This window comes from Inquilinus sp. 2KB_23 (assembly GCF_052115705.1).
Lineage (GTDB): Bacteria > Pseudomonadota > Alphaproteobacteria > DSM-16000 > Inquilinaceae > Inquilinus > Inquilinus ginsengisoli_A.
In genome coordinates, this window is the sequence record NZ_JBFRHF010000017.1 from 110,401 (window position 1) to 135,712 (window position 25,312).

General features: G+C 69.4%; 26 protein-coding genes and 1 tRNA gene. 9 read left to right on the forward strand and 18 right to left on the reverse strand.

Annotated features, from left to right (window positions below):
* Positions 1-3 precede the first annotated feature (3 nt).
* Both AB4112_RS21705 and AB4112_RS21710 read right to left on the reverse strand, forming a co-directional pair.
* Positions 4-198: a hypothetical protein gene (locus AB4112_RS21705; RefSeq protein WP_309801135.1), complete on the reverse strand. Its 195-nt coding sequence runs from the start codon at positions 196-198 to the stop codon at positions 4-6.
* Positions 195-326, reverse strand: coding sequence for a hypothetical protein (locus tag AB4112_RS21710; protein ID WP_309801134.1), 132 nt, complete (start codon positions 324-326; stop codon positions 195-197). The genes AB4112_RS21705 and AB4112_RS21710 overlap by 4 nt, the downstream gene beginning before the upstream one ends.
* Before the next feature lie 357 nt (positions 327-683).
* On the opposite strand from AB4112_RS21710, the gene AB4112_RS21715 reads away from it, so the two are divergent.
* The gene (locus AB4112_RS21715) at positions 684-2,069 is read left to right on the forward strand and encodes a dipeptidase (protein ID WP_441722976.1); all 1,386 of its coding nucleotides are present in this window, start codon (positions 684-686) and stop codon (positions 2,067-2,069) included.
* A gap of 41 nt (positions 2,070-2,110) precedes the next feature.
* On the opposite strand, the gene AB4112_RS21720 is transcribed toward AB4112_RS21715, so the two are convergent.
* Positions 2,111-2,956, reverse strand: a complete 846-nt coding sequence (locus AB4112_RS21720) for a GNAT family N-acetyltransferase (RefSeq protein ID WP_309801129.1) — start codon at positions 2,954-2,956, stop codon at positions 2,111-2,113.
* Positions 2,953-3,390: an EamA family transporter gene (locus tag AB4112_RS21725; RefSeq protein ID WP_309801127.1), complete on the reverse strand. Its 438-nt coding sequence runs from the start codon at positions 3,388-3,390 to the stop codon at positions 2,953-2,955. Before AB4112_RS21725 ends, AB4112_RS21720 begins: the two co-directional genes overlap by 4 nt.
* Before the next feature lie 174 nt (positions 3,391-3,564).
* On the opposite strand from AB4112_RS21725, the gene AB4112_RS21730 reads away from it, so the two are divergent.
* From AB4112_RS21730 to AB4112_RS21740, 3 genes are all read left to right on the forward strand, one after another.
* Positions 3,565-4,251: a helix-turn-helix transcriptional regulator gene (locus tag AB4112_RS21730; RefSeq protein WP_441722979.1), complete on the forward strand. Its 687-nt coding sequence runs from the start codon at positions 3,565-3,567 to the stop codon at positions 4,249-4,251.
* On the forward strand, positions 4,241-4,849 hold the full coding sequence (locus AB4112_RS21735; RefSeq protein WP_309801125.1) for a superoxide dismutase: 609 nt from the start codon (positions 4,241-4,243) through the stop codon (positions 4,847-4,849). The genes AB4112_RS21730 and AB4112_RS21735 overlap by 11 nt, the downstream gene beginning before the upstream one ends.
* Before the next feature lie 67 nt (positions 4,850-4,916).
* The gene (locus AB4112_RS21740; protein ID WP_309801124.1) at positions 4,917-5,486 is read left to right on the forward strand and encodes a flavin reductase family protein; all 570 of its coding nucleotides are present in this window, start codon (positions 4,917-4,919) and stop codon (positions 5,484-5,486) included.
* A 122-nt stretch (positions 5,487-5,608) separates the two neighbouring features.
* Here the strand turns inward: AB4112_RS21740 and otnC are convergent, their stop codons facing one another.
* From otnC to AB4112_RS21800, 12 genes are all read right to left on the reverse strand, one after another.
* Entirely contained in the window at positions 5,609-6,274 is a 666-nt protein-coding gene (gene otnC / locus AB4112_RS21745) for a 3-oxo-tetronate 4-phosphate decarboxylase (RefSeq protein ID WP_441722982.1), read from the reverse strand.
* A 39-nt stretch (positions 6,275-6,313) separates the two neighbouring features.
* Complete coding sequence (gene murB, locus AB4112_RS21750) at positions 6,314-7,336, reverse strand: UDP-N-acetylmuramate dehydrogenase (protein WP_309801122.1); 1,023 nt, start codon at positions 7,334-7,336, stop codon at positions 6,314-6,316.
* Positions 7,337-7,481: 145 nt separating this feature from the next.
* Positions 7,482-8,225: a DUF1194 domain-containing protein gene (locus AB4112_RS21755; protein WP_309801120.1), complete on the reverse strand. Its 744-nt coding sequence runs from the start codon at positions 8,223-8,225 to the stop codon at positions 7,482-7,484.
* Positions 8,222-9,139 carry an alpha/beta hydrolase gene (locus tag AB4112_RS21760; RefSeq protein WP_309801117.1) on the reverse strand — a complete coding sequence of 306 codons (918 nt, stop codon included), beginning with the start codon at positions 9,137-9,139 and terminating at the stop codon, positions 8,222-8,224. Before AB4112_RS21760 ends, AB4112_RS21755 begins: the two co-directional genes overlap by 4 nt.
* A gap of 3 nt (positions 9,140-9,142) precedes the next feature.
* Positions 9,143-11,818, reverse strand: coding sequence for a pyruvate, phosphate dikinase (gene ppdK / locus AB4112_RS21765; protein WP_441722985.1), 2,676 nt, complete (start codon positions 11,816-11,818; stop codon positions 9,143-9,145).
* Positions 11,819-12,339: 521 nt separating this feature from the next.
* Positions 12,340-14,442, reverse strand: a complete 2,103-nt coding sequence (glyS, locus tag AB4112_RS21770) for a glycine--tRNA ligase subunit beta (protein WP_441722986.1) — start codon at positions 14,440-14,442, stop codon at positions 12,340-12,342.
* Position 14,443: 1 nt separating this feature from the next.
* Entirely contained in the window at positions 14,444-15,343 is a 900-nt protein-coding gene (locus AB4112_RS21775) for a glycine--tRNA ligase subunit alpha (RefSeq protein ID WP_441722988.1), read from the reverse strand.
* 345 nt (positions 15,344-15,688) lie between these two features.
* Positions 15,689-15,877 carry a hypothetical protein gene (locus AB4112_RS21780; RefSeq protein WP_441722990.1) on the reverse strand — a complete coding sequence of 63 codons (189 nt, stop codon included), beginning with the start codon at positions 15,875-15,877 and terminating at the stop codon, positions 15,689-15,691.
* 4 nt (positions 15,878-15,881) lie between these two features.
* Complete coding sequence (locus AB4112_RS21785) at positions 15,882-16,112, reverse strand: hypothetical protein (protein ID WP_309801106.1); 231 nt, start codon at positions 16,110-16,112, stop codon at positions 15,882-15,884.
* A gap of 15 nt (positions 16,113-16,127) precedes the next feature.
* A complete protein-coding gene (locus tag AB4112_RS21790) occupies positions 16,128-16,964 on the reverse strand; it encodes a S49 family peptidase (protein ID WP_441722992.1) in 837 nt (278 codons plus the stop codon).
* A gap of 70 nt (positions 16,965-17,034) precedes the next feature.
* A complete protein-coding gene (locus AB4112_RS21795) occupies positions 17,035-17,778 on the reverse strand; it encodes a tRNA1(Val) (adenine(37)-N6)-methyltransferase (protein ID WP_441722994.1) in 744 nt (247 codons plus the stop codon).
* Positions 17,771-18,028, reverse strand: a complete 258-nt coding sequence (locus tag AB4112_RS21800; RefSeq protein WP_441722996.1) for a putative signal transducing protein — start codon at positions 18,026-18,028, stop codon at positions 17,771-17,773. The genes AB4112_RS21795 and AB4112_RS21800 overlap by 8 nt, the downstream gene beginning before the upstream one ends.
* 117 nt (positions 18,029-18,145) lie before the next feature.
* Here AB4112_RS21800 and AB4112_RS21805 point away from each other — a divergent pair, with 117 nt between their 5' ends.
* The 5 genes from AB4112_RS21805 (at position 18,146) to AB4112_RS21825 (ending at position 23,416) form a co-directional block, all read left to right on the forward strand.
* Entirely contained in the window at positions 18,146-19,147 is a 1,002-nt protein-coding gene (locus AB4112_RS21805) for a polyprenyl synthetase family protein (protein ID WP_309801320.1), read from the forward strand.
* Between the two features lie 66 nt (positions 19,148-19,213).
* A tRNA-Pro gene (locus AB4112_RS21810) sits at positions 19,214-19,290 on the forward strand.
* Between the two features lie 752 nt (positions 19,291-20,042).
* On the forward strand, positions 20,043-21,986 hold the full coding sequence (locus AB4112_RS21815; RefSeq protein ID WP_441722998.1) for a M1 family metallopeptidase: 1,944 nt from the start codon (positions 20,043-20,045) through the stop codon (positions 21,984-21,986).
* 229 nt (positions 21,987-22,215) lie between these two features.
* Positions 22,216-22,968, forward strand: a complete 753-nt coding sequence (locus AB4112_RS21820) for an SDR family oxidoreductase (RefSeq protein ID WP_309801776.1) — start codon at positions 22,216-22,218, stop codon at positions 22,966-22,968.
* Positions 22,969-22,999: 31 nt separating this feature from the next.
* Complete coding sequence (locus AB4112_RS21825) at positions 23,000-23,416, forward strand: cupin domain-containing protein (RefSeq protein WP_309801777.1); 417 nt, start codon at positions 23,000-23,002, stop codon at positions 23,414-23,416.
* Positions 23,417-23,506: 90 nt separating this feature from the next.
* Here AB4112_RS21825 and AB4112_RS21830 read toward each other — a convergent pair whose 3' ends face one another.
* Positions 23,507-24,286: an ATP-binding cassette domain-containing protein gene (locus AB4112_RS21830; protein WP_309801778.1), complete on the reverse strand. Its 780-nt coding sequence runs from the start codon at positions 24,284-24,286 to the stop codon at positions 23,507-23,509.
* Positions 24,287-24,291: 5 nt separating this feature from the next.
* Complete coding sequence (locus AB4112_RS21835; RefSeq protein ID WP_309801779.1) at positions 24,292-25,278, reverse strand: ABC transporter permease; 987 nt, start codon at positions 25,276-25,278, stop codon at positions 24,292-24,294.
* Positions 25,279-25,312 lie beyond the last annotated feature (34 nt).

Here is a 25,312-nt window from a genome sequence, read left to right on the forward strand (position 1 = left end):
GCCCTACGCCCGGCTCCATCCCGACGGGGCGGTGTCGGCCGCGACGCTGCGCAGGATGCCGAGGGCGGACATGCGCTGCTGGGCACCGGCGGCATGGCCGCCGCCATCGACCGCGATCAGGAGCGAGATGAGGATGACGGCTTGGCGGGTGGCGGCCCTCGTCGCCTCGCTCCCACGGGCCTGGCGAAAGCCGGTCATGACGGCATGGTCAGGAGGAGGATGGCGGCCGACGCCACCGTCCCTCCCGTCACCAGGGCGAAACCCGGACCGGCGCGCCACAGCAGCACCGCGATCAGACTGGTCGCCACCGCTAAAATCGAAGCCACGTGCTCATCCCTCCACAAACCGACAACCGTCCCCACCCTTCGCTCCCCCCGATCCGCGAGCATCCGGCAAGGGACTCCTGGCCCGACGGGCCATGTCCGGTCGCAAACCGGCCCCAGCCTCGCCACGGTGGGGCCAAGCTCCGGCAATGCCGAAACCGCATCCGGGCGACAGATCCCCAAGATCACGGTTCGGGCCGGTGCCCGGCAATCCCCCAAAACACGGGATCTTGACAGGTCCGACGAAACCGAGACGGCCAGTGTTTCCGCGACCCGCGCCCCGCTGCGTGATGGCAGGTGAACCGGGCCCGGCTTCCCTGCTAGGGTCGATCAGCTTCCGATCCTGTGAGGACTCCCGCCGTGACCACGCTTGACCAGGTCCTGTCGACCATCGACGCCGATCTCGACGCCAGCCTCGACCGGCTGATGGCGTTCCTGCGCCTGCAGAGCATCTCCACCGACCCGGCCTACAAGGACCAGTGCCGCGCCGCCGCCGAATGGCTGGCGGCCACGCTGGGCGAGGTCGGCTTCGCCGCCGAGGTGCGGCCGACCACCGGCCATCCCATGGTGGTCGGGCACGCGACCGAGGCCGGCCCGGGCCCGGCGGTGCTGTTCTACGGCCATTACGACGTGCAGCCGGTCGACCCGCTGGACCTGTGGCACGCCCCGCCCTTCGAGCCGCGGATCGAGACCGGCGCCGACGGGGTCAAGCGAATCCGCGCCCGCGGCGCTTCGGACGACAAGGGCCAGCTGATGACCTTCGTCGAGGCCTGCCGCGCCTGGAAGACGGTGACCGGCTCGCTGCCGCTGCCGATCACCATGTTCTGCGAGGGCGAGGAGGAATCCGGCAGCCCCAGCCTGATCCCGTTCCTGGAGAAGCACCGCGAGGAGCTGTCGAAGGAACTCGCGCTGGTCTGCGACACCGGCATGTGGGACCCGAAGACCCCGGCCATCACCACCAGCCTGCGCGGCATGGTCTATGAGCAGGTGACGATCACCGCAGCCAATCGCGACCTGCATTCCGGCATCTATGGCGGGTCGGCCCGCAACCCGATCCATGTGCTGACCCGGATCCTGGCCGACCTGCGCGACGACGACGGCCGCATCACCGTCCCCGGCTTCTATGACGGGGTGGCCGAAGTGCCGACCCAGCTGAAGGCGCAGTGGCAGTCGATGGGCTTCGACGAGTCCGATTCGCTGGGCCAGATCGGCCTGTCGATCCCGGCCGGAGAACGCGACCGCGCGCCGCTGGAGCGGATGTGGGCGCGGCCGACCTGCGACGTCAACGGCATCTGGGGCGGCTACACCGGCGAAGGCGCCAAGACGGTGATCCCGTCCAAGGCCCACGCCAAGGTGTCGTTCCGGCTGGTCAGCGACCAGGATCCGGCCAAGATCCGCGACGCCTTCCACGACTTCGTCCAGGCCCGGCTGCCGGCCGATTGCTCGGCCGAGTTCTGGTCGCGCGACGGCAGCCCGGCGCTGACGCTGCCGATCGACAGCCCGGCGCTGACCCGGACCCGCGCGGCGCTACAGGACGAATGGGGCCGGCCGGCGATGCTGATCGGCTCGGGCGGCTCGATCCCGGTGGTCGGCTCGTTCAAGAGCATCCTGGGCATGGAGTCGGTGATGGTCGGTTTCGCCCTGGATGACGACCAGATCCACAGCCCGAACGAGAAGTACGACCTGATCAGCTTCCACAAGGGCATCCGCTCCTGGGCGCGGATCCTGGCGGCGCTGGCGGAGTAGGACGCGAGGGGGCGCCGGGTCCGCACCCGGCGCCCCGCCCCTCACCCCAGATGGAAATTGGCGATGGCGCCCATGCGGCTGCGGTCGCCGGGGTGGCGGTCGCCGCCGCGGCGCATGTGGCGCAGCCGCCGCAGCTCCTGCACGCCCTGCTCGCGCAGATGGTCGAGCATCGCCGTGTTGGCCGAGGGCACGGTGATGGCTGCCGGCGCCTCCGGCCCCGCCGGGGACAGCGCCGCCATCAGCGCCGCCGCGACCGCCTGGGTCTCGGCCAGGACCGGCCCGATGCGGTCGTCCTGGCGCAGCCCGTAGCCGACCACCCGCCCGTCGCGGCGGCACACCACGCCCTCGGGCCGTTCGCGGAACAGGGCGGCCAGCGCGCCGGCACGGTCGGCGCCGAACACGCCGGCATCATAGGCGGCGACGGCGGGCAGGTCGGCGGCCGTCAGCGCCGCGACGCCGGGCACCGGCGGGGCCGGGATGGGCCCCCGCGCCTCCAGCACCACGGACTGGTCGACATCGCCGAAGCCGAGCTTCTCATAGACCGGCGCGCCCGAGATGGTGGCGTCGAGCAGCACCGGGCACCCCGCCCGCACCGGCGCCAAGGCGGCCTCGCAGACGCGGCGGCCGAAGCCGCGGCCCTGCATCGCCGGGTCGGTGCCGACGATGCCGAGATAGGCCACCGGGCCGTAATCGACCACCGCCGCCGCGGCGCGCAGCGCGCCCTCCGCCTCCAGCACATGGATCGCCGCATTGGGCATCGCCGCCAGCCGGGTGACGGCGGGGGCAAAGCGCGGATGCCCGAAGGCGGCGGCCAGCAGCGCGGTCAGTTCGGCCTCTTCCCCCGGCCGCATCAGCCGGCACACCACGTCGTCCACCACCGCGCTCATCGGAACGCCACCAGCACAGCGCCGACCGCGATCAGGGCCACGCCGAGCCAGTTCGGCAGCGACAGCTTCTCGCCCAGGAAGGCGACGCCGAACAGCGCCACCAGCACGACGCTGAGCTTGTCGATCGGCGCCACCTGCGCCGCCTGGCCGATCTTGAGCGCCCGGAAGTAGCACAGCCAGGAGGCGCCGGTGGCCAGGCCCGACAGCACCAGGAAGGTCCAGGTCCGGCCCGAGATCGACGAGGCCGGCTGGAACTGCCCGGTGGCAGTGACGATGCCGCCGATCGCCAGCAGGATGACGACGGTGCGGATGAAGGTGGCGAGGTCGGAGTTGATCGCCTCGATGCCGACCTTGGCGAAGATCGCGGTCAGCGCCGCGAAGGCGGCCGAGGCCAGGGCCCAGAACTGCCAGGAGGAGAAGAAGCCGGAATTCATGCTGGGCAGCCGTCTGCAGTGGCGTTGCGCCACCTTGGCCGCATTCCGGGGCCGGACGGAAGCCGTGGCCGCGAATTGCTGCCATGAGGCCCAGCCATGGGGCATTGTGACCCGCTTACGCCGAAAGCACGTCCCAAGCTTGCGGACTGAGGACGGTCGGTCTATTTTCAAAGTATGGACTTTGATAACGAGTCTTCAGGCGCGCCGGCCACGGCGGCGGAGCGGCTGCTGCTGCTGCTGAAGACGCGCGGCCCCCAGGGCGCCGCGGCGCTGGGCGCGGCGCTGGGCACCACCGGCGAGGCGGCGCGGCAGCAGCTGGCGAAGCTGGCCGAGGCCGGGCTGGTCGAATCGGCGCCGCAGCGCGCCGGGGTCGGCCGGCCGGTCCAGCTATGGTCCCTCACCGCGGTGGGCCATGCCCGCTTTCCGGACGGCCATGCCGAGATGGTGCTGGGGCTGATCGCCGGCATCCGGCGCGAGCTGGGCGACGCCGCGCTCGACCGCCTGGTGGCGGCGCGCGAGGCCGAGACCTTCACCCGCTACGCCGGCGCGCTATCCGGCACCGCGACGCTGCGCGACCGTGTCGCGGCCCTGACTGGCCTTCGGTCGCGCGAGGGCTACATGGCTGGGTGGGAGGAAGACGAAAACGGCTTCCTTCTGGTGGAGAATCATTGTCCGATCTGCGCCGCGGCGACGGCCTGCCAGGGCTTCTGCCGCTCCGAGCTCGACCTGTTCCGGCGCGTGCTCGGGCCCGAGGCCCGGGTCGAGCGCACGGAGCACATTCAGGCGGGGGCGCGCCGTTGCGCCTACCGCATCCTTCCGCAACCTGACCGACCAGAAAGAGAGCACGACCATGGCGTTTGAACTTCCCCAGCTGCCGTTCTCGCAGAACGCCCTCGCCGAGCGCGGCATGTGCCAGGAGACGCTGGAGCTGCACCACGGCAAGCACCACCAGGCCTATGTCACGGCGCTGAACGGCTTCGTCGAGAAGGACGACGCGCTCAAGGGCAAGTCGCTCGAGGAGATCGTGGCCTACGCCTATGGCAAGGACAACCTGGCCCCGGTGTTCAACAATGCCGGCCAGCATTGGAACCACATCCTGTTCTGGAAGAACCTGTCGCCGACGGGCGGCGCCATCCCGGGCGCGCTCGAGGCCAAGCTGAATTCCGATTTCGGCAGCGTCCAGGCGTTCAAGGATGCCTTCAAGGCCGCCGCCATCGGCCAGTTCGGTTCCGGCTGGGCCTGGCTCGTCCTCGGCAAGGACGGCAAGCTGAAGGTCACCAAGACCCCGAACGGCTCCAACCCGCTGGCGACCGGCGAGGGCAAGGTGCTGCTCGGCCTCGACGTGTGGGAGCACAGCTACTACCTGGACTTCCGCAACCGCCGTCCGGACTACACCCAGAACTTCCTCGACAAGCTCGCCAATTACGAGTTCGCCGAGGCCGCGCTGAAGGCCGCCTGAGGCCTGCCCGCCCGCCGGTCAGGCCGACCGGCGGGCGTCCTTCTCCGACGGCCCTCAGGGACAGACTTTGGTCGCGCGCACCTCGCTTCGCTACAACCCGGACCCGCGGCACCCGCCAGCGGTGCCCCGCGACCGTTTCGTCGAGGCGCTGACACGCCTGACGGCGACCATCTGCGTGGTCGGGGCGGTCGAGCCCGACGGCACCTGGCACGGCCGCACCGCCACGGCAGTGATGTCGCTGGCGGCCGACCCACCGACCATGCTGGTCTCGATCGACCGCACCAGCGCCATGGCCGGGGTGATCGAGGCCTCCGAGGGCTTCTCCGTCGCCATGCTGGCGGAGCACCAGGACGAGATCGCCGACGCTTTCGCCGGCAAGCTGCCGATCGCCCGCTCCGAACGCTTCACCCGCGGCACCTGGTCCGCCTGGCCGTCGGGCCGGCCGAAACTGGACGATGCGGTCGCCGTGATCGACTGCCACCTGATAGGCCTGACCGAGGTGAGCACCCACATCCTGTTCGTCGGCCTGGTCACCGAGGTCGAGACCCGCGACGCCTCTCCCCTGCTATGGAGCCTTCGCCGCTACGCCGGCGTCGCCGCGCGCCAGACTTCGGCGCCTGGGGTCGACGAGGACTGAAAAGCCCCTAAGCCCACCCTTTTGTCATGCCCGGACTTGATCCGGGCATCCAGAAACTGTCGACAGCCTCTGGATTGCCGGGTCAAGCCCGGCAATGACAGTGGATGGGGTGCGGACAGTGGCTAATGTTGATGTTCCCCGTCCCCGGGCAGGTCGAGCTTGAACGCCTCCTTCAGCTCCGAGATCTGGCCCGGCGACAGGAAGCGCGGGTTCAAACCCCGCAGCAGCAGGTACAGCTTCGCCGTCTCCTCCAGCTCCTCGGTGGCGTAGACCGCGGCCTCCAGGCTCTCGCCCGCCACCACCGGCCCGTGATTGGCCAGCAGCACCGAGGAATAGCGGCCGGCGAGACCACGGATCGCGTCGGCCACCGCCGGATCGCCGGGCCGGTAATAGGGCACCAGCGCCGTGGCCCCGACCCGCATCACGTAATAGGCCGTCATCGGCGGCAGCACCGCCTTAGGGTCGATCTCCGGCAGCATCGACACCGCGACCGAATGGGTCGAGTGCAGGTGCACGATGGCGCGGGCCGCGCCGCGCGTCTCGTAGAGGGCGCCGTGCAGCGGGATCTCCTTGGTGGGCTTGTCGCCGGACAACAGCCGGCCCTCGGCGTCGAGCCGGGACAGCCGCGCCGGGTCGAGGAAGCCGAGCGAGGCGTTGGTCGGCGTCACCAGCCAGCCGCCATCGTCGAGCCGCAGGCTGATGTTGCCGGAGGAGCCGGGGGTCAGCCCGCGCTCGAACAGCGAGCGCCCGAAGCGGCAGATGTCCTCGCGCAGCCTGGTCTCGTCCACGATGTTGCCCTTCCCACTCGCTTCGTCAGGCCCGCGGCCTCAGAGAATCACCGGCTCCGGCTCCAGCGCCACGCCGTAGGTGTCGCGGACGCTGCGCTGGATCTCGCGGGCGAGGTCGAGGATCTCGGCCCCGGTGGCGCCGCCGCGGTTGACCAGCACCAGGGCCTGGCGGTCATGCACCGCGGCGCGGCCCACCGCCCTGCCCTTCCAGCCGCAACGGTCGATCAGCCAGCCGGCGGCCAGCTTCACCTGCCCGTCCGGCTGGGGATAGCCGACGAGGCCGGGGAAGGCTGCGGCCAGGTCGCCGTATTGCGCCGCCGGCACGATCGGGTTCTTGAAGAAGCTGCCGGCATTGCCGATCACCGCCGGGTCCGGCAGCTTCTGCCGCCGCACCGCGATCACCGCCTCGAAGATCTCCGCCGCCGAGACATCCGCCCGGTCGGCGAACACCCGCGCCAGGTCGGGATAGGTGGTCACCGGCCGCCACGGCCGCGGCAGGCGCAGGGTGACCGCGGTGACGATCCAGCGGTCGGGCTCGCGCTTGAACAGGCTGTCGCGGTAGCTGAAGCGGCAGGAGTCGCGGTCCAGCGTCACGAATGCCCCGGCTTTCGTGTCGAAAGCACGCAGGCTGTCGAACCGCTCCTCCAGCTCGACGCCATAGGCGCCGATGTTCTGGATCGGCGCGGCGCCGGCAGTGCCCGGGATCAGCGCCAGGTTCTCCAGCCCCGGCCGGTCCTGGGCTATGGTCCAGGCCACCAGCTCGTGCCAGACCTCGCCGGCCCCGGCCTCGACCAGGACCGCCTCGGCGCTCTCCCCAACCAGCCGCTTACCGGCGATCCGCATCAGCAGGGTCAGGCCATCGAAATCCCCGGTCAGCACCACATTGCTGCCGCCACCCAGCAGCCGGCGCGGCAGGCCGGCGAAGCGCGGATCGGCCAGCACCGCCGGCAGGTCGGCCTCGTCGCGGATCTCCACGGCATAGCGGCTGCGCGCGGCGATGCCGAAGCTGTTGGCGGATTGCAGCGGATGGTCGGTCAGGACGTCGTACATGGGCTCATGCATGGCCGGTTCAGTGCGCTCAACCAAGCTCTATCTGTCATGCCACGGCTTGACCGTGGCATCCAGGGGTGGCCAGAGCGGCTCGTGGTGGTCCCTGGATTGCCCGGTCAAGCCGGGCAATGACAAGAGAAGAACGGGTTTGCGGTCTCTACACCATCTCGTCGATCAGCTTGGCGGTCAGCGCCTGGATGAAGCTGTCCTTGCTGTCGGCAGTACGGACGAAGGCGCCGATGCCGCCGATCACGGATTGCCGGTAGTAGCTCTCCAGCCAGTCGTATTCGTCGAGGATGACCAGGGCGTTGACCGTCACCCCCGCGGCCTCCGCCGTGTCGCGGGCGGCCGACGGGTCGATGCCGGCGTTGGAAAAGCCGTTCGAGACGATGTCGATGGTCTGGCGCGGCGAGTCGAAGCCGTTGGCCTTGAACAGCGGCAGGGCGTCGAGCACGGCGCTGCCGATCGCGGTCGCCCCCGCTTCCTCCCCCGCCGGCGCCGCCAGCACCGCGTCGGCGAAGGCCTCGGCATCGGCCGCGCCGGCGAGGCGGCGCCAGGGCACCAGCACCTTGAGGCTGTGCGGCCCGTCGAAGCGGGCCAGCGCCACCGCGATGCCGCCGCGCGGGCCGGCGGCGATCGCCGCCTTGACCTTGTCGTCGCGGAAGGCGGCGGCGTGGCCGCGCAGCTGGAAAGCGAGCGCACCGGCAGTGATGCTGGCCGAGGCGTCGAGCAGCAGCACCAGCGACAGGTCCACCGGCTCGGCCTTCGCCGCGGGTTCCGGCGGGGGCTGCGGAGCCGGTGCCGAATCGGGCGGCGAAGGGGCCGGAGCCTGCGCCGCGGCCAGCAGCGGCGGCATCAGCAAGGCGCCGGCCAACCAGCCGGCGAAGTGCCGCCGCCTCATGGCGCCAGCGGGGCCAGGAAACCGTCGGCGTCGCGCCAGAAGGCGGCTCGGATGTCGTCGCGTTCCATCAGGATCTCGTGCCGGGACTGGGGATACACGATCACCCGGCAATCGGGCATCCGTTGGGCGACCCGGCGCGACGCCGCGTTGTCGACCAGCCTCTCCTGCCCCGCCAGCAGCATCAGCGTCGGCACCCGGATGCCGGGCGCCGACCGCAGGATCTCCCCGGTCGAACGGAAGGCGGCGGCCAGCCAGCCCCAGGTGATGCCGGAGACGCGGTAGTCCGGATGGTCGCGGAACCAGTCGGCCTGGATGCGGTTGCGCACCGGGTCGCCCGACAGCAGCCGCTGCGGATCGAGCAGCCGCTGCGGATCATAGGCGGCCTCGCCCAGCGCATAGCGCCGCCCCCGGCCCAGCGCTGCCGCCAACGGCGACAGCAGCTGCGCCGCCCGGCGGGCCGCGGGCGCGGCGATGGGCACTACCATCGGCGCGGTCAGGATCGCGCCGGCAGCCAGGTCTGGCCGGGCCGCCATCAGCCGCAGGGCGAGGTGGCCGCCCATGGAATGGCCGAGCAGGATCAGCGGCCCCTCGGTGGCCGGTTTCACCACCTGGTCGGCCACTGCGGCCGCATCGCGGACCAGCGGGTCGAAGCTGTCGTAATGGCCGGTCTGGTCGCCCTCCGGCATGCGGGTCGACAGGCCCTGGCCGCGCCAGTCGAAGCCGAAGACTCGAAAACCGCGGGCGATCAGCTCGCCCGCGGTCTCGCGGTACTTCTCGATGAACTCGCTGCGGCCGTTCAGGATCAGGACGGTGCCGCGCACCCTCCCCTCCGGCTCCGGCCACACGCCCCAGCGCAGCCGCGCCCCGTCCGGTGTCATCAGCACATCGGTCCGGGGCGCGGCTGCGAGGTCCATCGGCTACTCGGCCTTCACTTCGGATCGCAGGGCCGCCTGGGCCGCGGCCAGGCGGGCGATCGGCACCCGGTAGGGCGAGCAGGAGACGTAGTCGAGCCCGACCGATTCGCAGAAATGGATCGAGGCCGGGTCGCCGCCATGTTCGCCGCAGATGCCGAGCTTGATCTCCGGCCGGGTCTTGCGGCCGCGTTCGGCGGCGAGCGACACCAGCTCGCCCACCCCCTCGCGGTCGATGGTGACGAAGGGGTCCTGCTCCAGGATGCCGGCGCGGGTGTAGTCCGGCAGGAAGGTGCCGGCATCGTCGCGGCTGATGCCGAAGGTGGTCTGGGTCAGGTCGTTGGTGCCGAAGGAGAAGAACTCCGCCGTCTCCGCCAGCTCATGCGCCCTGAGCGCCGCGCGCGGCAGCTCGATCATGGTACCGATGAGGTAGTCGAGCTTGGCGCCCTTCTCCTTCTCGACCGAGGCGGCGACCGCCACGATCGCGGCCTTGAGGATGTCGAGCTCCTTCTTCGAGAAGGCGAGCGGGATCATGATCTCGGGGATCACGGTCTCGCCGGTCGCGGCCTTGACCTCGACCACCGCCTCGAAGATCGCCCGCGCCTGCATCTCGTAGATCTCCGGGAAGGAGATGCCGAGGCGGCAGCCGCGATGGCCGAGCATCGGGTTGCTCTCATGCAGTTGCGACGTGCGGTGGCGCACCCGGCCGAGATCGACCCCGGCGACACGCGCCACCTCCGCCAGATCCTCCTCGGTGCGCGGCAGGAACTCGTGCAGCGGCGGGTCGAGCAGGCGGATGGTGACCGGCAGGCCGGTCATGATGGTGAACAGCTCGACGAAATCCTTGCGCTGCATCGGCAGGATCTCGGCCAGCGCCACTTTCCGCGCTTCCACCGACTCCGCGACGATCATGCGGCGCACGGCGGTGATGCGGTCGGCCTCGAAGAACATGTGCTCGGTGCGGCACAGGCCGATGCCCTCGGCCCCGAACTTGCGGGCGGTGCGGGCGTCGAGCGGGGTCTCGGCATTGGCGCGGATCTTCATCCGGCGCACCGCATCCGCCCAGCCCATCAGCTTGGCGAAGTCGCCCGACAGCTCGGGCTGCACCGTCGGCACCTCGCCCTGCATCACCTCGCCGGCGCTGCCGTCGATGGTGATGACGTCGCCGACCTTCAGCGTGACGCTGCCGACCGAGACGGTCTTCGCCTTCGGGTCGATGCGCAGGTCGCCGGCGCCGGAGACGCAGGGCCGGCCCATGCCGCGGGCCACCACGGCCGCGTGGCTGGTCATGCCGCCGCGGCTGGTCAGGATGCCGGCCGCGGCGTGCATGCCGTGGATGTCCTCGGGGCTGGTCTCCTCGCGCACCAGGATCACCCGGTCGCCCATCTGGGCCAGGGTCTCGGCCTCGTCGGCGGTCAGCACGATCTTGCCCGAGGCGGCGCCGGGCGACGCCGGCAGGCCCTTGGCGATGACGTCGCGCTTGGCCTTGGGGTCGAGCGTCGGGTGCAGCAGTTGGTCGAGCGCCTGCGGCTCGACCCGCCGCACCGCCTCGCGCTGGTCGATCACCCCGCCCTCGGCCAGTTCGACCGCGATGCGCAGCGCGGCGGCCGCGGTGCGCTTGCCGTTGCGGGTCTGCAGGATGTAGAGCCGGCCCTGCTGGACCGTGAACTCGATGTCCTGCATGTCGCGGTAATGGGCCTCGAGCCGGTCGCGGATGTCGCAGAGCTGCCGGAAGGTCTCCGGCATGGTCTCCTCCATCGACGGCAGGTCGCTGCCCGCCTGCTCGCGCGACACCTTGGTCAGGTTCTGCGGCGTGCGGATGCCGGCGACCACGTCCTCGCCCTGGGCGTTGACCAGGTATTCGCCGTAGAAGGCATTCTCGCCGGTCGACGGGTTGCGGGTGAAGGCCACGCCGGTGGCGCAGTCGTCGCCCATGTTGCCGAACACCATGGCCTGGACGGTGACCGCCGTGCCCCAGCTGGCCGGGATGTCGTGCAGCCGGCGGTAGGTGATGGCGCGCTGGTTCATCCACGATCCGAACACGGCGCCGACGGCACCCCAGAGCTGGTCCTCGGGGTCCTGCGGGAAGGGATGGCCGAGATCGGTCTCGACCACCGCCTTGTAGCGGTCGACCAGGGTCTGCAGGTCCTGGGCGGTCAGCTCGGTGTCGAGCGACACGCCGCGCTCGCGCTTGATGCCCTCGAGCTCGTCCTCGAAGCGGTAGTGCTCCACCCCCAGCACGACGTCGCCATACATCTGGATGAAGCGGCGGTAGCTGTCATAGGCGAAGCGCGCGTCGCCGGTGCGGGCGGCCAGGCCGCCGACGGTCTCGTCGTTGAGGCCGAGGTTGAGCACCGTGTCCATCATGCCCGGCATCGAGGCCCGGGCGCCGGAGCGGACGGAGACCAGCAGCGGGTTGGTCTTGTCGCCGAACTTGGCGCCGACCACCGATTCGATCTGGCCGAGCGCGGCCTGGACCTGGGCCTTCAGCTCGTCCGGATAGGTCCGGTCATGGTCGTAGTAGTGGGAGCACAGCTCGGTGGTGACGGTGAAGCCGGGCGGCACCGGCAGCCCCAGGACGCTCATTTCGGCGAGGTTGGCGCCCTTGCCGCCGAGCAGGTTGCGCATTTCGGCGCGGCCATCGGCCTTGCCGTTCCCGAAGCCGTAGACCCATTTGGTCATAACGTTCGACACTCCACCTTGGCGTGCTTGGGAGAGGGACGGAGCCCGGATCGGCGACCCGGGGCGGCAAAGGCGGCACGACGCAACGGAACCGGGCCCGTCAGGCGGCCCGGCAGCGAACAGGCGACCGGCAAACGAATGTCTGCGGTCCGGTGCATCATACCTCCGCCTCGATCCAGCGTAGCGGGGAAACGGTCGGATCCCCCTACGTGTTCCTTGCCTTGCACCGCAGCGAGCCGATGAAGTCAAGCGCGGAAAGCCGGCGGAAATCCTCGTACTTTTACCTTTTTGCAGCGCAACGAGGCGCGGCCGCGATTCGTAAGGGCAGAGAGAAAAATCGCCGCGTGTCTGATAAGCGGGCATAGGAGATCATCCCATGTCCGATTGAATCGGGCATGGGACGAAAATCGCGAGTCGGCGCGATGCTGCCGACTCCAGGGTGGCAAGGAGGGCAGCCACTCCCCTGCCCGGCTTGCTTCGACCGAGGCGCGGCCGAATGACGCGCCGCGCCTCGTGAAGGCCTAGCCTTCGACCCGCGAGAAGTCGGCAACGGCATCCATCGAGCGTGCCAGGTCCTCGAGCAGCGCCAGCCGGTTGCGGCGCAGCGCCGGGTCGGGATCGTTGACCAGCACCGCGTCGAAGAAGGCGTCGACCGCCGGCCGCCAGCCGGCCAGCACCGTCATGGCACCGCCGAAGCTGCCATCGGCCAGGGCCGAGCGCAGCGGCTGCACATCCGCCTCTAGCCGCTCGAACAGCGACCGCTCCTCGGCCATGGTGAAGCGCGACGCATCGACCTCGCCGAACGCCTCGACCCCGTCCTTCTTGCGCTCGATCCGGGCGATGTTGCCGGCGCGGCGATAGGCGGTCAGCAGGTTGGCGCCGTCCTCGGTGCGCAGGAACCCGTCCAGCGCCTCGACCCGGCCGAGCAGGCGCAGCAGGTCGTCCTCGGCCCCGACCGCGAAGACGGCGTCGACCAGGTCGTGGCGCACGCCCTTCTCGCGCATCGCCACCTTCAGCCGGTCGGCAATGAAGACGATGAGCTCGTCGACCACGGTGGCGCGGTCGCGCAAGCCGTCGACACGATAGGCGTCCCAGGCCGCGGCGAAGACGGTGCGCAGCGACAGCGCCAAGCCGTTCTCGACCACCAGCCGGATCACGCCCAGCGCGGCACGGCGCAACGCATAGGGGTCGCGGCTGCCGGTCGGTTTCTCGTCGATGGCGAAGAATCCGGCCAGGGTGTCGATCTTGTCGGCCAGCGCCACGGCGATCGAGACCGGCGCGGTCGGGCAGCGGTCGCTGGGGCCGACCGGCTTGTAGTGGTCAGCGATCGCCTCGGCGACGTCCGGCACCTCGCCCTGGGCCAGGGCGTAATAACGGCCCATCAGCCCCTGCAACTCCGGGAACTCGCCGACCATTTCCGAGGTCAGGTCGGCCTTGGCCAGCCGCGCAGCACGGTCGGCCTGGGCCGGGTCGGCGCCCAGCTTCGGCGCCAGCCAGGCGGCCAGCGCCGCCATGCGCCCGACCTTCTGCGCCACGCTGCCGAGCCTGGCATGGAAGATGATCGGGTCGAGGCTAGCGACCCGGTTTTCCAACGGGGTCTTGCGGTCCTGGTCCCAGAAGAACTTGGCGTCGGACAGGCGGGCGCGCAGCACCCGCTCATTGCCGTCGATGACGGTGGCGCCGCCGTCCCTGGTCTCGGTGTTGGCGACCACGGCGAAGCGCGCCGCCAGCTTGCCGTCCGCCCCTTCCAGGGCGAAATAGCGTTGATGCGTGCGCATCGAGGTGACCAGCACCTCCTCCGGCACTGCCATGAAGGCGTCGTCGATGCGGCCGAGATAGGCCACCGGCCATTCGACCAGCCCCGCCACCTCGTCCAGCAGGCCCGGATCGTCGCGCAGCGCCAGCCCGGCCGCCTTGGCCTGGCTGTCGACCTGCCCGCGGATCAGCGCCTTCCGCTCCTCGCGGTCGAGCACGACATAGGCATCGCGCAGCTTGGCCCGATACTCGGCGAAGCCGGCGACCTTGATCCGCTGCGGCGCCAGGAAGCGATGGCCGACGGTGCTGTCGACCGCTTGCTTGGCCCCCTCGCCCGACCCGTCGATGTCGGGCTTGTGCAAATCGTAGCGGAACGGCACCAGCTGGCCATCGAACAGCGCCAGCACATGGTGCAGCGGGCGCACCCAGCGCACCACCTGCTCGGCCGCGCGCATCGACTTCGGCCAGGGCAGGCCGAGGATCGCCTTGCGGATCACCTCGGGCAGCAGGTCGGCGGTCGGGCCGCCCGGGATGGTCAGGCTGGCGAACCAGATCTTGCCCTTCGACGTGTCGCGCTGTTCGCACTGGTCGAGCGTCAGCCCGGTCGCCTTGAGGAAGCCGTCGATCGCCTGTTGCGGCGCGTCGACCTTCGGTCCCTTGCGCTCCTCGGCCACATCGGGGCGCACCGCCGGCAGGCCGTCGACCACCAGCGCCAGACGCCGCGGCGTGACGAAAGCCTCGGCCCGGTCGAAGGCCAGGCCGGCCGCCTTCAGCGCGTCGGTGACGAGGGACTTCAGGTCCTCCGCGGCGCGCGCCTGCATGCGGGCCGGGATCTCCTCGGAGAAGAGTTCGAGCAGGAATTCGGCCACGTCAGCGCACCCCTTCGCGATGCTCTTTGGAGGTCACGACCCAAAGGGCGCAGCAGGCCCGGGCGAGGTCGCGCACCCGGCCGATATAGGCGGCGCGCTCGACCACGGAGATCACGCCGCGGGCATCGAGCAGGTTGAAGTTGTGGCCGGCCTTGAGGCACTGGTCATAGGCCGGCAGCGCCAGCCGGCGCTCCAGCAGCGCCTTGCACTCCTGCTCCGCATCGTTGAAGTGCTGCAGCAGGATCGCCGTGTCGGCAGCCTCGAAATTATAGGCCGAGTATTCGCGTTCGGCCTGCAGGAACACCTCGCCATAGCGCTTGGCGCCCGGCGTCTGCGGGTCGTTGAACGGCAGGTCGTAGACGCTCTTCACGTTCAGCAGATACATCGCCAGCCGCTCGAGCCCGTAGGTCAGCTCGACCGGCACGGGGTCGCATTCGATGCCGCCAACCTGCTGGAAATAGGTGTACTGGGTGACCTCCATGCCGTCGCACCAGACCTCCCAGCCGAGGCCCCAGGCGCCGAGCGTCGGGTTCTCCCAGTCGTCCTCGACGAAGCGGATGTCGTGCACCGCCGGGTCGATGCCCAGGGCGTAGAGGCTCTGCAGGTACAGGTCCTGCGCATCGGCCGGCGCCGGCTTCATCAGCACCTGGAACTGGTAGTAGTGCTGCAGCCGGTTCGGGTTCTCGCCGTAGCGGCCGTCCTTCGGCCGCCGCGAGGGCTGGACGTAGGCGACGTTCCAGACCCGGTCGGGACCGAGCGAGCGCAGCGTCGTCGCCGGATGCGAGGTACCGGCCCCGACCTCCATGTCGTAAGGCTGCAGGATCAGGCATCCCTGGGCGGCCCAGAAATTCTGCAGCCGCAGGATGATCTCCTGGAAACTCTTCGGGGGTGGGGCGACCACTGGGAAGTCTCGGGGCGACATGTCTCGGCCGGCGGCTGGAGTGAGGCCGCGCACCATAGGGCGCCGGGCCGGAGGCATCAAGCGCGCGGCGTAACCATTCGCTACGTCATGGCACCCGCGTCGACACCAGGAAACATAAGGCGTGGAGGGTGAGAGGGCCGCCTTTGTGGGAGTGGTAGACGTTGCATTTTGTTACGCGACCGGCATCCGTGCTTGGCTCAGAAACACCAAACTCCCATTGATGTCATGCCACGGCTTGACCGTGGCATCCAGGGGCGGCCAGAGCGGCTCTTGGTGGCCCCTGGATTGCCCGGTCAAGCCGGGCAATGACAGCAAGAAAGCAACCTACCTGCCTTTGCGCAGGCGGGCTTCGGCAATGCGATCAATCAGGGCCCGGGTCTCGGCCACGACCTGCTCATGCGGAATCCACTTTGTCGCCGGTTCATCGGCCTCGCGCAGCCGCTGCTCCAGCTCGGCATCGACCCAGGCGTCATACTCGGCAAATTCAGCGTCGGTCGGCAGCCGCCCAGTCATGTCCTCACCCCTCGCAGCGATGCCCCAGGCCGTCGGCGTGGTAGGCGCCGCAGCGGGGGCAGCGGACCAGGTCCTCGGCGCCCTTCACCGCCGTCTTCTGGCGGGCACGGTGCTGCCGGGACAGGGTGTCGCGACGCGCCGCCGCCTCACGGGTCATGCCGGCGCGGCGGACCGCGCCCATGATCCAGAACACGCCCACCACCAGGGCGATCAGGACGGCGAGTTTGGCGAACATTGACCGTGGAGATCCTTACAGCCCGTAGCGGGACCAGAGCAGCCGATCCTCCACCGTGGCGACGGCGCTGTCCATGGCGGCAACGATCCGGGTGTCGGCCCGGGTAAGACGGCGCAGCCAGCCGGTGCGCTGCTGCACCTGATGCAGCCGGAGCTTGGGCCCGAACTTGGCGCGCAGCACCGCGTGGGAATGGCCGATGCCGTCGGCGAGGCCCAGCACCCTGCCCTGCGCCCCGGTCCAGAACTCGCCGCTGAACAGGGTGGCGTCATCCGCCGTCAGCCGCCCGCCGCGGCGGGACCGGATATGGGCGATGAAGCTGGCATGGATCTCCCGCTGCAGCTCCTCCAGTTTGGCCACGTCCTCCGGCCGCTCCGGCTGGAAGGGATCCAGGATCGCCTTGCGCGTGCCGGCGGTGTGGACCCGGCGCTCGACCCCGATCCGCGCGATCAGGTCCTGGAAGCCAAAGCCGGAGGAGACCACGCCGATCGAACCGACGATCGAGCTGTCGTCGACCCAGATCTCGTCGGCGGCGCAGGCCAGCCAGTAGCCGCCCGAGGCGGCGACGTCCTCGACGAAGGCGAAGACCGGCACCTTCTTCTCCTCCGCCAGGTCGCGGATGCGGCGGGCAATCAGCGAGGACTGCACCGGCGACCCGCCGGGCGAATTGACCACCAGCGCCACCGCGGCCAGGCCCTTGGGCTTGAACGCCGCGTCGATCAGCTTGGCCAGCCGCTCCAGCGAAAGGCCCTGGGAGAACGGCCCCCGCCCGCCGATCACGCCGCGCAGGGGCAGCACCGTCACCAGCGGCCCCTCGCCGCGGCCGAAGAAAGGAAGACGGGAGAGAAGGCCCATGACGCGCTCGCGATCGGTTTCCGGTCGGCAGGATATGGCCCGCCCGCGGTAAAATTCAAAAGGCGCGGCCTCAGACCGCCAGCGGCGCCGCGTCGCGCAGCACCGCCTGCGCCGCCGGGGTGAAGCCGCCGTCGGCGGCGTGCAGCACCAGCCCGGCCGACAGCACCGCCGGCGACCGCCCGCCCCGCCGTGCCTGTACCAGGATCCGCCGCGCCGGCGCCCCCGCCTTGGGCCACAGCGGGAACAGGGTGACGGAGCCGAAGGCCGGCCGCAGCGCGGCGCAGATCTCGTCGATCCGGTCGGCGCGATGGATCAGGGTCAGCCAGCCGCGTGGCTTCAGCGCCCGCGCCGCCGCGGCGATCCAGCCGTCCAGCGCCAGCCCGTCCTCGACATTCGCCGCCGCCTTGATCGGGTGGGCCGAGGCGCGGCCGCGGCCCGGCGGCAGGAAGGGCGGATTCACCATCACCCGGTCGAAGGGCGCGCCGGAAATCGGGGCGGCGACGCTGCCCTCGACGATCACGGCGCGGCCGGCCAGGCCGTTAAGGCAGAGATTCTCCCGCGCCAGCCCCGCCAGCACCGGGTCGCGCTCGACCCCGGTCACCGCGACACCGGGACAACGCGTGGCCAGGCACAGCAGCGCGGCGCCGACGCCGCAGCCGAGATCGGCCACCCGCTCGCCTGGCTCCGCCGCCACCGCCGCGGCCAGCAGCACCGGGTCGATCGCGGCACGGTAGCCTTCCCGCAGCTGGCGCAACCGAACCCGGCCACCGAGCAGCCGGTCCTCGCCGGACACGGCCGCCGCGGCCTCAGGCATCCGGCAGGCTTTCCCCCGACGAGAGCAGAATATCCCGCGCCTCGTCCCAGTCGTCGGCGGCCACCATCAGGCGGCGCGGCAAGATGCCTAGGCTCCCTTCCAGCACGGATGTGTGCATATCCAGGATGATGCTTTCGATCCGTGCATCGGCCAGCAGCGCCGTCAGGAAGGACAGCCGGACCGGGTCGTTGGTTCGCAGAAGCTCTTTCACGGGGTCCATTTCTCGTTTATGCAGCGCACACACGATCATGGTGACACAATCCGGTCCGGATCGCTGCTCTGCTGCATACCGGAACCGGAAGGATCGGGAGTGGATATTGAGGAGCCGGGCTTGACCGCCAGAGTCGGAGCGACGAGAGCCGAATCCCTGCCGCCGGAACCGCAGGCCGATTCCGGCGCGCTGGACCGGCTGACCGCGCTGGTGGCCGACGATCTGGCCGCGGTCAACGCGCTGATCCTGGACCGGATGCAGAGTTCGGTCGACCTGATCCCCCAACTGGCCGGCTACCTGATCGCCTCGGGCGGCAAGCGCATCCGGCCGGTGCTGACCCTGGCCTCGGCCCGGCTGTGCGGCCATCGCGGCCAGCGCCACATCGGCCTGGCCGCCGCGGTCGAGTTCATCCACACCGCCACCCTGCTGCATGATGACGTGGTCGACGAGAGCGACCTGCGGCGCGGCAAGGCCTCCGCCAATGTCGTGTTCGGCAACCAGGCCAGCGTGCTGGTCGGCGACTTCCTGTTCTCCCGCGCCTTCCAGGTGATGGTCGAGGACGGGTCGGTCGATACGCTGGGCATCCTGGCCAACGCCTCGGCGGTGATCGCCGAGGGCGAGGTGCTGCAGCTCTCGGCCGCGCATGACACGGTGACCAGCCGCGACACCTATCTCAGGATCATCCGGGCCAAGACCGCCGAGCTGTTCGCGGCGGCCTGCGAGATCGGTGCCGTGGTGGCCGACCGCAGCCCGGCCGATTGCGCCGCAATGCGCAGCTTCGGCACCGAGCTGGGGATCGCCTTCCAGATCGTCGACGACGTGCTGGACTATTCCGCCCGCCAGGCCCGGTTGGGCAAGACCATCGGCGACGATTTCCGCGAGGGCAAGATCACCCTGCCGGTGATCCTGGCCATGGAGCGCGGCAGCGAGGACGAGCGCGGCTTCTGGCGCCGCACGCTGGAAGAGGGCGAGCAGACCGACCAGGACCTCGACCATGCGGTGACGCTGCTGCAGCGCCACGGCACGCTGGCCGACAGCATGGCGGCGGCGCGGACGCATGCGGAGGCGGCCCGCCGGGCGCTGGCCCTGCTGCCGGCGTCGCCGATGCGCGCGGCGCTGGAAGATGTGGTCGATTTCGTGGTCGAGCGGGATTTCTGACGGATTGACGACACTGGCTATTGCGGCCCCCCGCCAGTCCCGCTATAAGCCCAACCGCCGGTGCAACGGAGTGTAGCTCAGCCTGGTAGAGCGCTACGTTCGGGACGTAGAAGCCGGAGGTTCGAATCCTCTCACTCCGACCACCGCCGCATGGCTTCCCGGGCCAGGCGGCACTTCGGGCAGTCCGGTTTCCCCGAGCGGGGAGACCGGTCAAAAGCATTCTCAGGTATCACGCAGTTGAGACCTGAGGCCTGGGACAAGGTCTCCGAACCTCTCCCCCAAGCTCCACGAAAAACACATCGATCGCTTGGACGCCCCCTGCGGCGGACGCCGCGCCGGACCTGCCGATCCGGTCATCAGGATAAGCGGCGATCGACCTGCTCCCCTTCCGGGCGATGGGATGCCCCGACCCCAAGACCTTTTGCGGAAACATAGGTTGGTGCGCGATGCGGCGTTATCGTGCGGCGCGCAGCCGTACATCCGCCGAGATTTCAGGCGAGTTTTTAGTCGTCATGGTGTTCGTACAAATTTAGATTCCTGATTCTCAGAACCACTTTCTTCTTTTCAGGATAGATATAATATAAATTTAGTTAGAATTAGATATTATCGACCTTACATATCCAATGGATGCATGGGTCGCGCGAATCGTGCTTTAAGCGAGTCTCATCGGTCTCACGAATTCCTTCTTGGATCGCGCGCGAAAGCATCGGCCGGGTCACCGTCGAAGCGACAATGGTCCGCGACGGCGCCCAGAGGGGCCATTTGAGGTCAAGGGCCCCGGGGCACCCCAGTCGTCGCCCTTCGGCCATGCGGTCAATCCTGAGCCAACGGAGGCGGAAAGCCCATGACGCGGATCAGCCGAGTGTTTCGTTCTCGCATGTTGTCGCTTCGTCCCGTGCCGACCCTTGCCGCCCTGCTCATCGCCAGCCCGGTGCTGGCAGCGGATTACCAGCCGCGCGAGACCTTCGCGCCGCGGGACATGGGACAGGCGGTCAACGGCTATCGATCGGGCAACGGCGCGCCCGGCCCGGATTACTGGCAGAACCGCGCCGACTATCGGATCAAGGCGACGCTCGACACCGAGACCCCGTCCTTGAGCGGCGAGGAGGTCATCGCCTACACCAACAACAGCCCGGACACGCTCAGCGAGCTCTGGCTGCAGCTCGACCAGAACGCGTACCGGCCGGACAGCCGCGGCACCTATGCCGCCGGCAAGCCCGACAAGGGCTCCTCCGACGGTTACGGGCTCGACGACGTCTCCGTCGAACGCGACGGCAAGACCACGCCGGTGTCCGTGCAGGTCAACGATACCCGCGGGCGCATCCAGCTCGCCAAGCCGCTGGCGCCGAAGGGCGGCCAGGTCAAGATCCACATCCGGTATCATTTTACCATTCCGGGAGAGGAATGGGGTGGGCGCATGGGCTGGGGCAAGGCCAAGGACGGCCCGATCTACAGCCTCGCGCAATGGTATCCGCGCATGCAGGTCTATGACGACATCCGCGGCTGGGACACCCTTCCCTTCCTCGCCCAGGAGTTCTACCTGGAGTACGGCGATTTCGACTACGAGATCACGGTGCCGAGCGCCATGATCGTCGCCGGCTCGGGCGAGCTGACCAATCCCGACCAGGTCCTGACCCGGGACCAGCGCGCCCGGCTCGACAAGGCCCGCACCAGCGACGCGACGGTGACGGTCATCGGCCCGGACGAGATCGGCAAGGCGGCGACGCGGCCGAAGTCGGACGGCACGCTGACCTGGCATTTCGCGATGAAGCACACCCGCGACGTGGCGCTGTCGATCTCGCCGGCCTTCGCCTGGGACGCGGCCCGCATCAACCTGCCGGACCACAAATCGGCGCTGGCCATGTCGTTCTATCCCGCCGAGAGCCAGGGCGCCGACCGCTGGGGCCGGTCGACCGAGTACCTGAAGGATTCGGTCGAGCGGTTCTCCGCCCGCTGGTATCCCTATCCCTGGCCGGTCGCGGTCAATGTCGCGGGGCCCGACAACATCTCCGGCATGGAATATCCAGGCCTGCTGTTCGACGGCATCAGCGACGCGGGCAAGGACCTGTTCTGGATCACCGCGCACGAGATCGGCCACACCTGGTTCCCGATGATCGTCGGCTTCGACGAGCGCCGCGACGCCTGGATGGATGAAGGCTTCAACACCTTCATCGACGTCTACCAGTCGGACGACTTCAACAAGGGCGAATACGCCCCCAAGCGCGACAGCGAATACGCGCCGGGCGGCGGCAATCCGGCCGACGAGATCCTCGCCGTGCTTAAGGACCCCAATGCGCCGATCATCCTGTCGCGCGCCGACACGATCCTCGAGAAGTACCGCCACCCGGTCACCTACTTCAAATCGGCCTTCGGTCTCGTGCTGCTGCGCGAGCAGATCCTCGGGCCCGAGCGCTTCGATGCCGCCTTCCGCGAATTCATCGCCGCCTGGGCCTTCAAGCACCCCAAGCCGGCCGACTTCTTCCGGTTCATGGACAGCGCCGCCGGCGAGGATCTGTCCTGGTGGTGGCGCGGCTGGTACGACCACAACTGGTCGCTCGATCTCGCCGTCGACAAGGTCGTGCCGGGCGACGCGGCCAACGGCACCGTGATCACGGTCGCCGCCAGGGACAAGCTGGTCATGCCCGCGACCCTGCGCGTCGATTTCACCGATGGCAGTCACCGCGACTATCGCCTGCCGGCCGAGAGCTTCATCCGCCAGGCGGCAACGACGGTGACGACCGAGGCCGGCAAGACGGTCGCGCAGGTGCGCCTCGACCCCGACGACAAGCTGCCGGACGAGGATCGCAGCAACAACGCCTGGAAGGCCGGCGCGAAATAGGAACAGCGGTCTCGGAAGCGGGCGTCACGCCAGTGGCGGCTGCCGGCCCGACCTATGCCAAGGGCCAGGATTTCCCATCTTTCGGTGTGCCGGCCTAGCGGTCGGCACAATTGCCGAGGGGCTCCGGAATCCGCAGTCTGGCATCTCGGCTCCAGGCGTCGGCCGTGTGGTGAAGGAGAGCGCTCCTCGATCGGACGACGCCGGGCGCCCTGACCGCCAGAGGTGAACCATGAAGATCGTCGTCGTCGGCGGCAGCGGGCTCATCGGCTCGCGTATTGTGGCTTTGCTGCGGGCATCGGGCCACGACGTCCTCGCCGCCTCCCCCAGCACCGGCGTCAACACCCTGACCGGAGAGGGGCTTTCCGAAGCCCTGGCCGGCGCCGAGGTGGTCGTCGATGTCGCCAACTCGCCCTCGTTCGAGCCCCAGGCAGTGCTCGCGTTTTTCGAGACTGCCGGCCGCAACCTCCTCGCCGCCGAACGCGCGGCCGGAATCAGCCATCATGTGGCGCTCTCCATCGTCGGCACCGACCGGATGCCGGACAACGGCTATTTCCAGGCCAAGGTGGCGCAGGAGCGGCTGATCAAAGCCTCCGGCGTGCCCTACACCATCGTGCGGGCCACCCAGTTCATGGAATTCCTCGGCGCCATCGCCGGCTCGAGCGTCGCGGATGGGGCGATCCGTCTGCCCGGCGGTCTCTTCCAGCCGATTGCCGCCGCCGACGTCTCGGCCATCGTGGCGGAGACGGCGGCCGCCGCGCCGCAGGACGGCACCTTCGACATCGCCGGCCCCGACCGGGCTCCCTTCGACCGCATCATCGCCCGCTATCTCGAGGCCGTCGGCGACACCCGCCCCGTCGTGAGAGACCCCAAGGCCCGCTATTTCGGCGGCACCGTCGAGGAGACCTCGCTGGTGCCGCTGGGCAAGGCACGGCTTGGCCGCATCTCACTCGACGAGTGGCTGCGCGACCATCGCCCCGCCTGAAATCGACATCACCGATCAAGGACACTCCGCCATGAAACAGGCCGTTCTCGCGGCGCTCCTCGTCGCCATCTCCTCAGGCCCGGTCTTCGCCGATACCCCGGGCTCCAAGAATGCCAGGGTCACGCTGGTCTACGAGCACGCGTTGCCGGACCTGCCCGGGAAGAGCATCAAGGGCGTTCTCGTCGAATACGGGCCGGGCGGCTATTCGCCCGCGCACACCCATCCCAAGTCGGCGCTGATCTACGCCACGGTGCTGGAAGGCGCCGTCAAGATCCAGGTCAATCAGGGGCCGGTCCGCACCTTCAAGGCCGGCGAGAACTTCACCGAGCTGCCCGGCGACCATCACGGCGTCAGCGCCAATGCCAGCGAGACGGAGCCGTCCAAACTGCTCGCGGTCTTCGTCGTCAACACGGACGAGACGGAACTGGTGACCCCGGACCCGAAGTGAACGTCGCCGTGTGGCCGCGTCCTCGCCGCGGCCACACGCGATTTACCCCTCATTCCGCAGTGGAGCCCGGCGAGAGCGCGCCACAGACGGTCATTGTGCCCGCACGACGCCAGCGGAACCGTCTTCCGCCATTCCCGTGATGATCCGCTCGACCTCCTCGACATTGGTGTGCCGGGGATCGATGTCGTCCGCCACCACGCGGCCGCGCCGCATCACGACGATGCGGTCGACCACCTGGAAGACATGGTGGATGTTGTGCGCGATGAAGATGCAGGAATGCCCCGAATCCCGGGCGTTCCGGACGAAGCGCAGCACCCCTTGGGTCTCCGCCACGCCGAGGTTGTTGGTCGGCTCGTCGAGGATGATCAGGTCGCTGTCGAAATGCATGGCGCGGGCGATCGCCACGGCCTGGCGCTCCCCGCCGGACAGCGAGCCGATCGGCGTGCCGGGCGGGATGTCCTTGCTGATGCCGACCCGCTTCAGCAGGTCGCGCGCCACCGCGTCCATGGCGGCGTGGTCCATGCGGTTCAGCAGGCGCGGCCCCCGGATCGGCTCGCGGCCCAGGAACAGGTTGCGGGCGATCGACAGCTGCGTCACCAGCGCCGAATCCTGATAGATCGTCTCGATGCCCTGGGCGATGGCGTCGGTGGTGCTGCCGATCTCGACCTTGCGGCCGCGAATGAAGATGTCGCCGCTGGTCGGCGGTATGGCGCCCGAGAGGATCTTGATCAGCGTCGACTTGCCGGCGCCGTTGTCGCCGAGCAGCCCGACGATCTCGCTCTCGCCGACGGTCAGGTCGACGTCCTCGAGCGCCCGGACGCGGCCGTAGAACTTGCTGATATGGGCCATGCGGATCAGGGGTTCGGCCATCGCTGTCAGGTCCCCGCCTGGTGCCGGCGTTCGAGCCAGGAGTGCAGCGCCATCATCCCCAGGATGATCGCGCCGATGAAGATGTTGTAGGCGAGGCCGGGCACGCCGATCAGGACGATGCCGTTGCGCATCACCCGCAGGATGAAGATGCCGAGCACGGTGCCGAGGATGGTGCCGCGCCCGCCGCTCAGCGCCGTGCCGCCGATCACGACCATGGCGATGACCTCGAGCTCGTAGCCGGTGCCGCTGTTCGGGTTGGCGGCCGAGGTGCGCACCGAGCTGATCACCCCGGCCAGGGCGGCCATCATCGACGACAGCACGAACAGCGCGATCTTGGTGCGGCCGACGCGCACGCCGCGGGCCCGCGCGGCGCCGGGATTGCCGCCGGCCGCCTGGATCCAGTTGCCGGCCTTGGTCTGGTTCAGCACATAGCCCATCGCCAGCGCGGCGGCGATGAACCAGAACAGCGACATGTAGATGCGGAAGCCGCCGACGAAGAAGTCGCCGGCCAGCAGCCAGGCCAGCCAGTTGCCGCCGGTGTTCCAGGTCCGCTGCGGGAAGCCGTCGGTGATGAACAGCGCCGTGCCGCGCACCACCAGCAGCATGCCCAGCGTCACCAGAAAGGACGGGATCTTCAGCCCGGTCACGAACCAGCCGTTGACCAGCCCGATCAGGGCGGCGACGGCCAGGGCGGCGACGAAGCCCACCTCCAGCGGGGCGGCGCCGCTGTTGAACAGCGTCCACATCAGCACCGGGGCGAAGCCGAAGACCGAGCCGACCGAGAGGTCGAACTCGCCGGAGGTCATCAGCAGCGTCATCGCCAGCGCGATCAGGCCGAGCTCGACGGTGAAGGCCAGGGTGTTGCTGATGTTCTGGGGCGAGAGGAATTCGGGGTTGATCGCCCAGAACACGGCGAGCTCGACCACGAGCAGGACAAGGGGCCCGAATTCGGGCTTGGCCACCAGGCGGTGGACGATCGAGCGGTGTTCCAATGGACGGTCCCGAGAAGGGGTCTGCGCGGCACCT

Coding starts and splice junctions, on each gene's coding strand:
- AB4112_RS21705 (WP_309801135.1), bottom strand. CDS start 198: ATGACCGGCTTTCGCCAGGCCCGTGGGAGCGAGGCGACGAGGGCCGCC.
- AB4112_RS21720 (WP_309801129.1), bottom strand. CDS start 2,956: ATGAGCGCGGTGGTGGACGACGTGGTGTGCCGGCTGATGCGGCCGGGG.
- AB4112_RS21725 (WP_309801127.1), bottom strand. CDS start 3,390: ATGAATTCCGGCTTCTTCTCCTCCTGGCAGTTCTGGGCCCTGGCCTCG.
- AB4112_RS21730 (WP_441722979.1), top strand. CDS start 3,565: ATGGACTTTGATAACGAGTCTTCAGGCGCGCCGGCCACGGCGGCGGAG.
- AB4112_RS21735 (WP_309801125.1), top strand. CDS start 4,241: ATGGCGTTTGAACTTCCCCAGCTGCCGTTCTCGCAGAACGCCCTCGCC.
- murB (WP_309801122.1), bottom strand. CDS start 7,336: ATGCATGAGCCCATGTACGACGTCCTGACCGACCATCCGCTGCAATCC.
- AB4112_RS21755 (WP_309801120.1), bottom strand. CDS start 8,225: ATGAGGCGGCGGCACTTCGCCGGCTGGTTGGCCGGCGCCTTGCTGATG.
- AB4112_RS21760 (WP_309801117.1), bottom strand. CDS start 9,139: ATGGACCTCGCAGCCGCGCCCCGGACCGATGTGCTGATGACACCGGAC.
- ppdK (WP_441722985.1), bottom strand. CDS start 11,818: ATGACCAAATGGGTCTACGGCTTCGGGAACGGCAAGGCCGATGGCCGC.
- AB4112_RS21780 (WP_441722990.1), bottom strand. CDS start 15,877: ATGACTGGGCGGCTGCCGACCGACGCTGAATTTGCCGAGTATGACGCC.
- AB4112_RS21785 (WP_309801106.1), bottom strand. CDS start 16,112: ATGTTCGCCAAACTCGCCGTCCTGATCGCCCTGGTGGTGGGCGTGTTC.
- AB4112_RS21790 (WP_441722992.1), bottom strand. CDS start 16,964: ATGGGCCTTCTCTCCCGTCTTCCTTTCTTCGGCCGCGGCGAGGGGCCG.
- AB4112_RS21795 (WP_441722994.1), bottom strand. CDS start 17,778: ATGCCTGAGGCCGCGGCGGCCGTGTCCGGCGAGGACCGGCTGCTCGGT.
- AB4112_RS21800 (WP_441722996.1), bottom strand. CDS start 18,028: ATGATCGTGTGTGCGCTGCATAAACGAGAAATGGACCCCGTGAAAGAG.
- AB4112_RS21820 (WP_309801776.1), top strand. CDS start 22,216: ATGAAGATCGTCGTCGTCGGCGGCAGCGGGCTCATCGGCTCGCGTATT.
- AB4112_RS21825 (WP_309801777.1), top strand. CDS start 23,000: ATGAAACAGGCCGTTCTCGCGGCGCTCCTCGTCGCCATCTCCTCAGGC.
- AB4112_RS21830 (WP_309801778.1), bottom strand. CDS start 24,286: ATGGCCGAACCCCTGATCCGCATGGCCCATATCAGCAAGTTCTACGGC.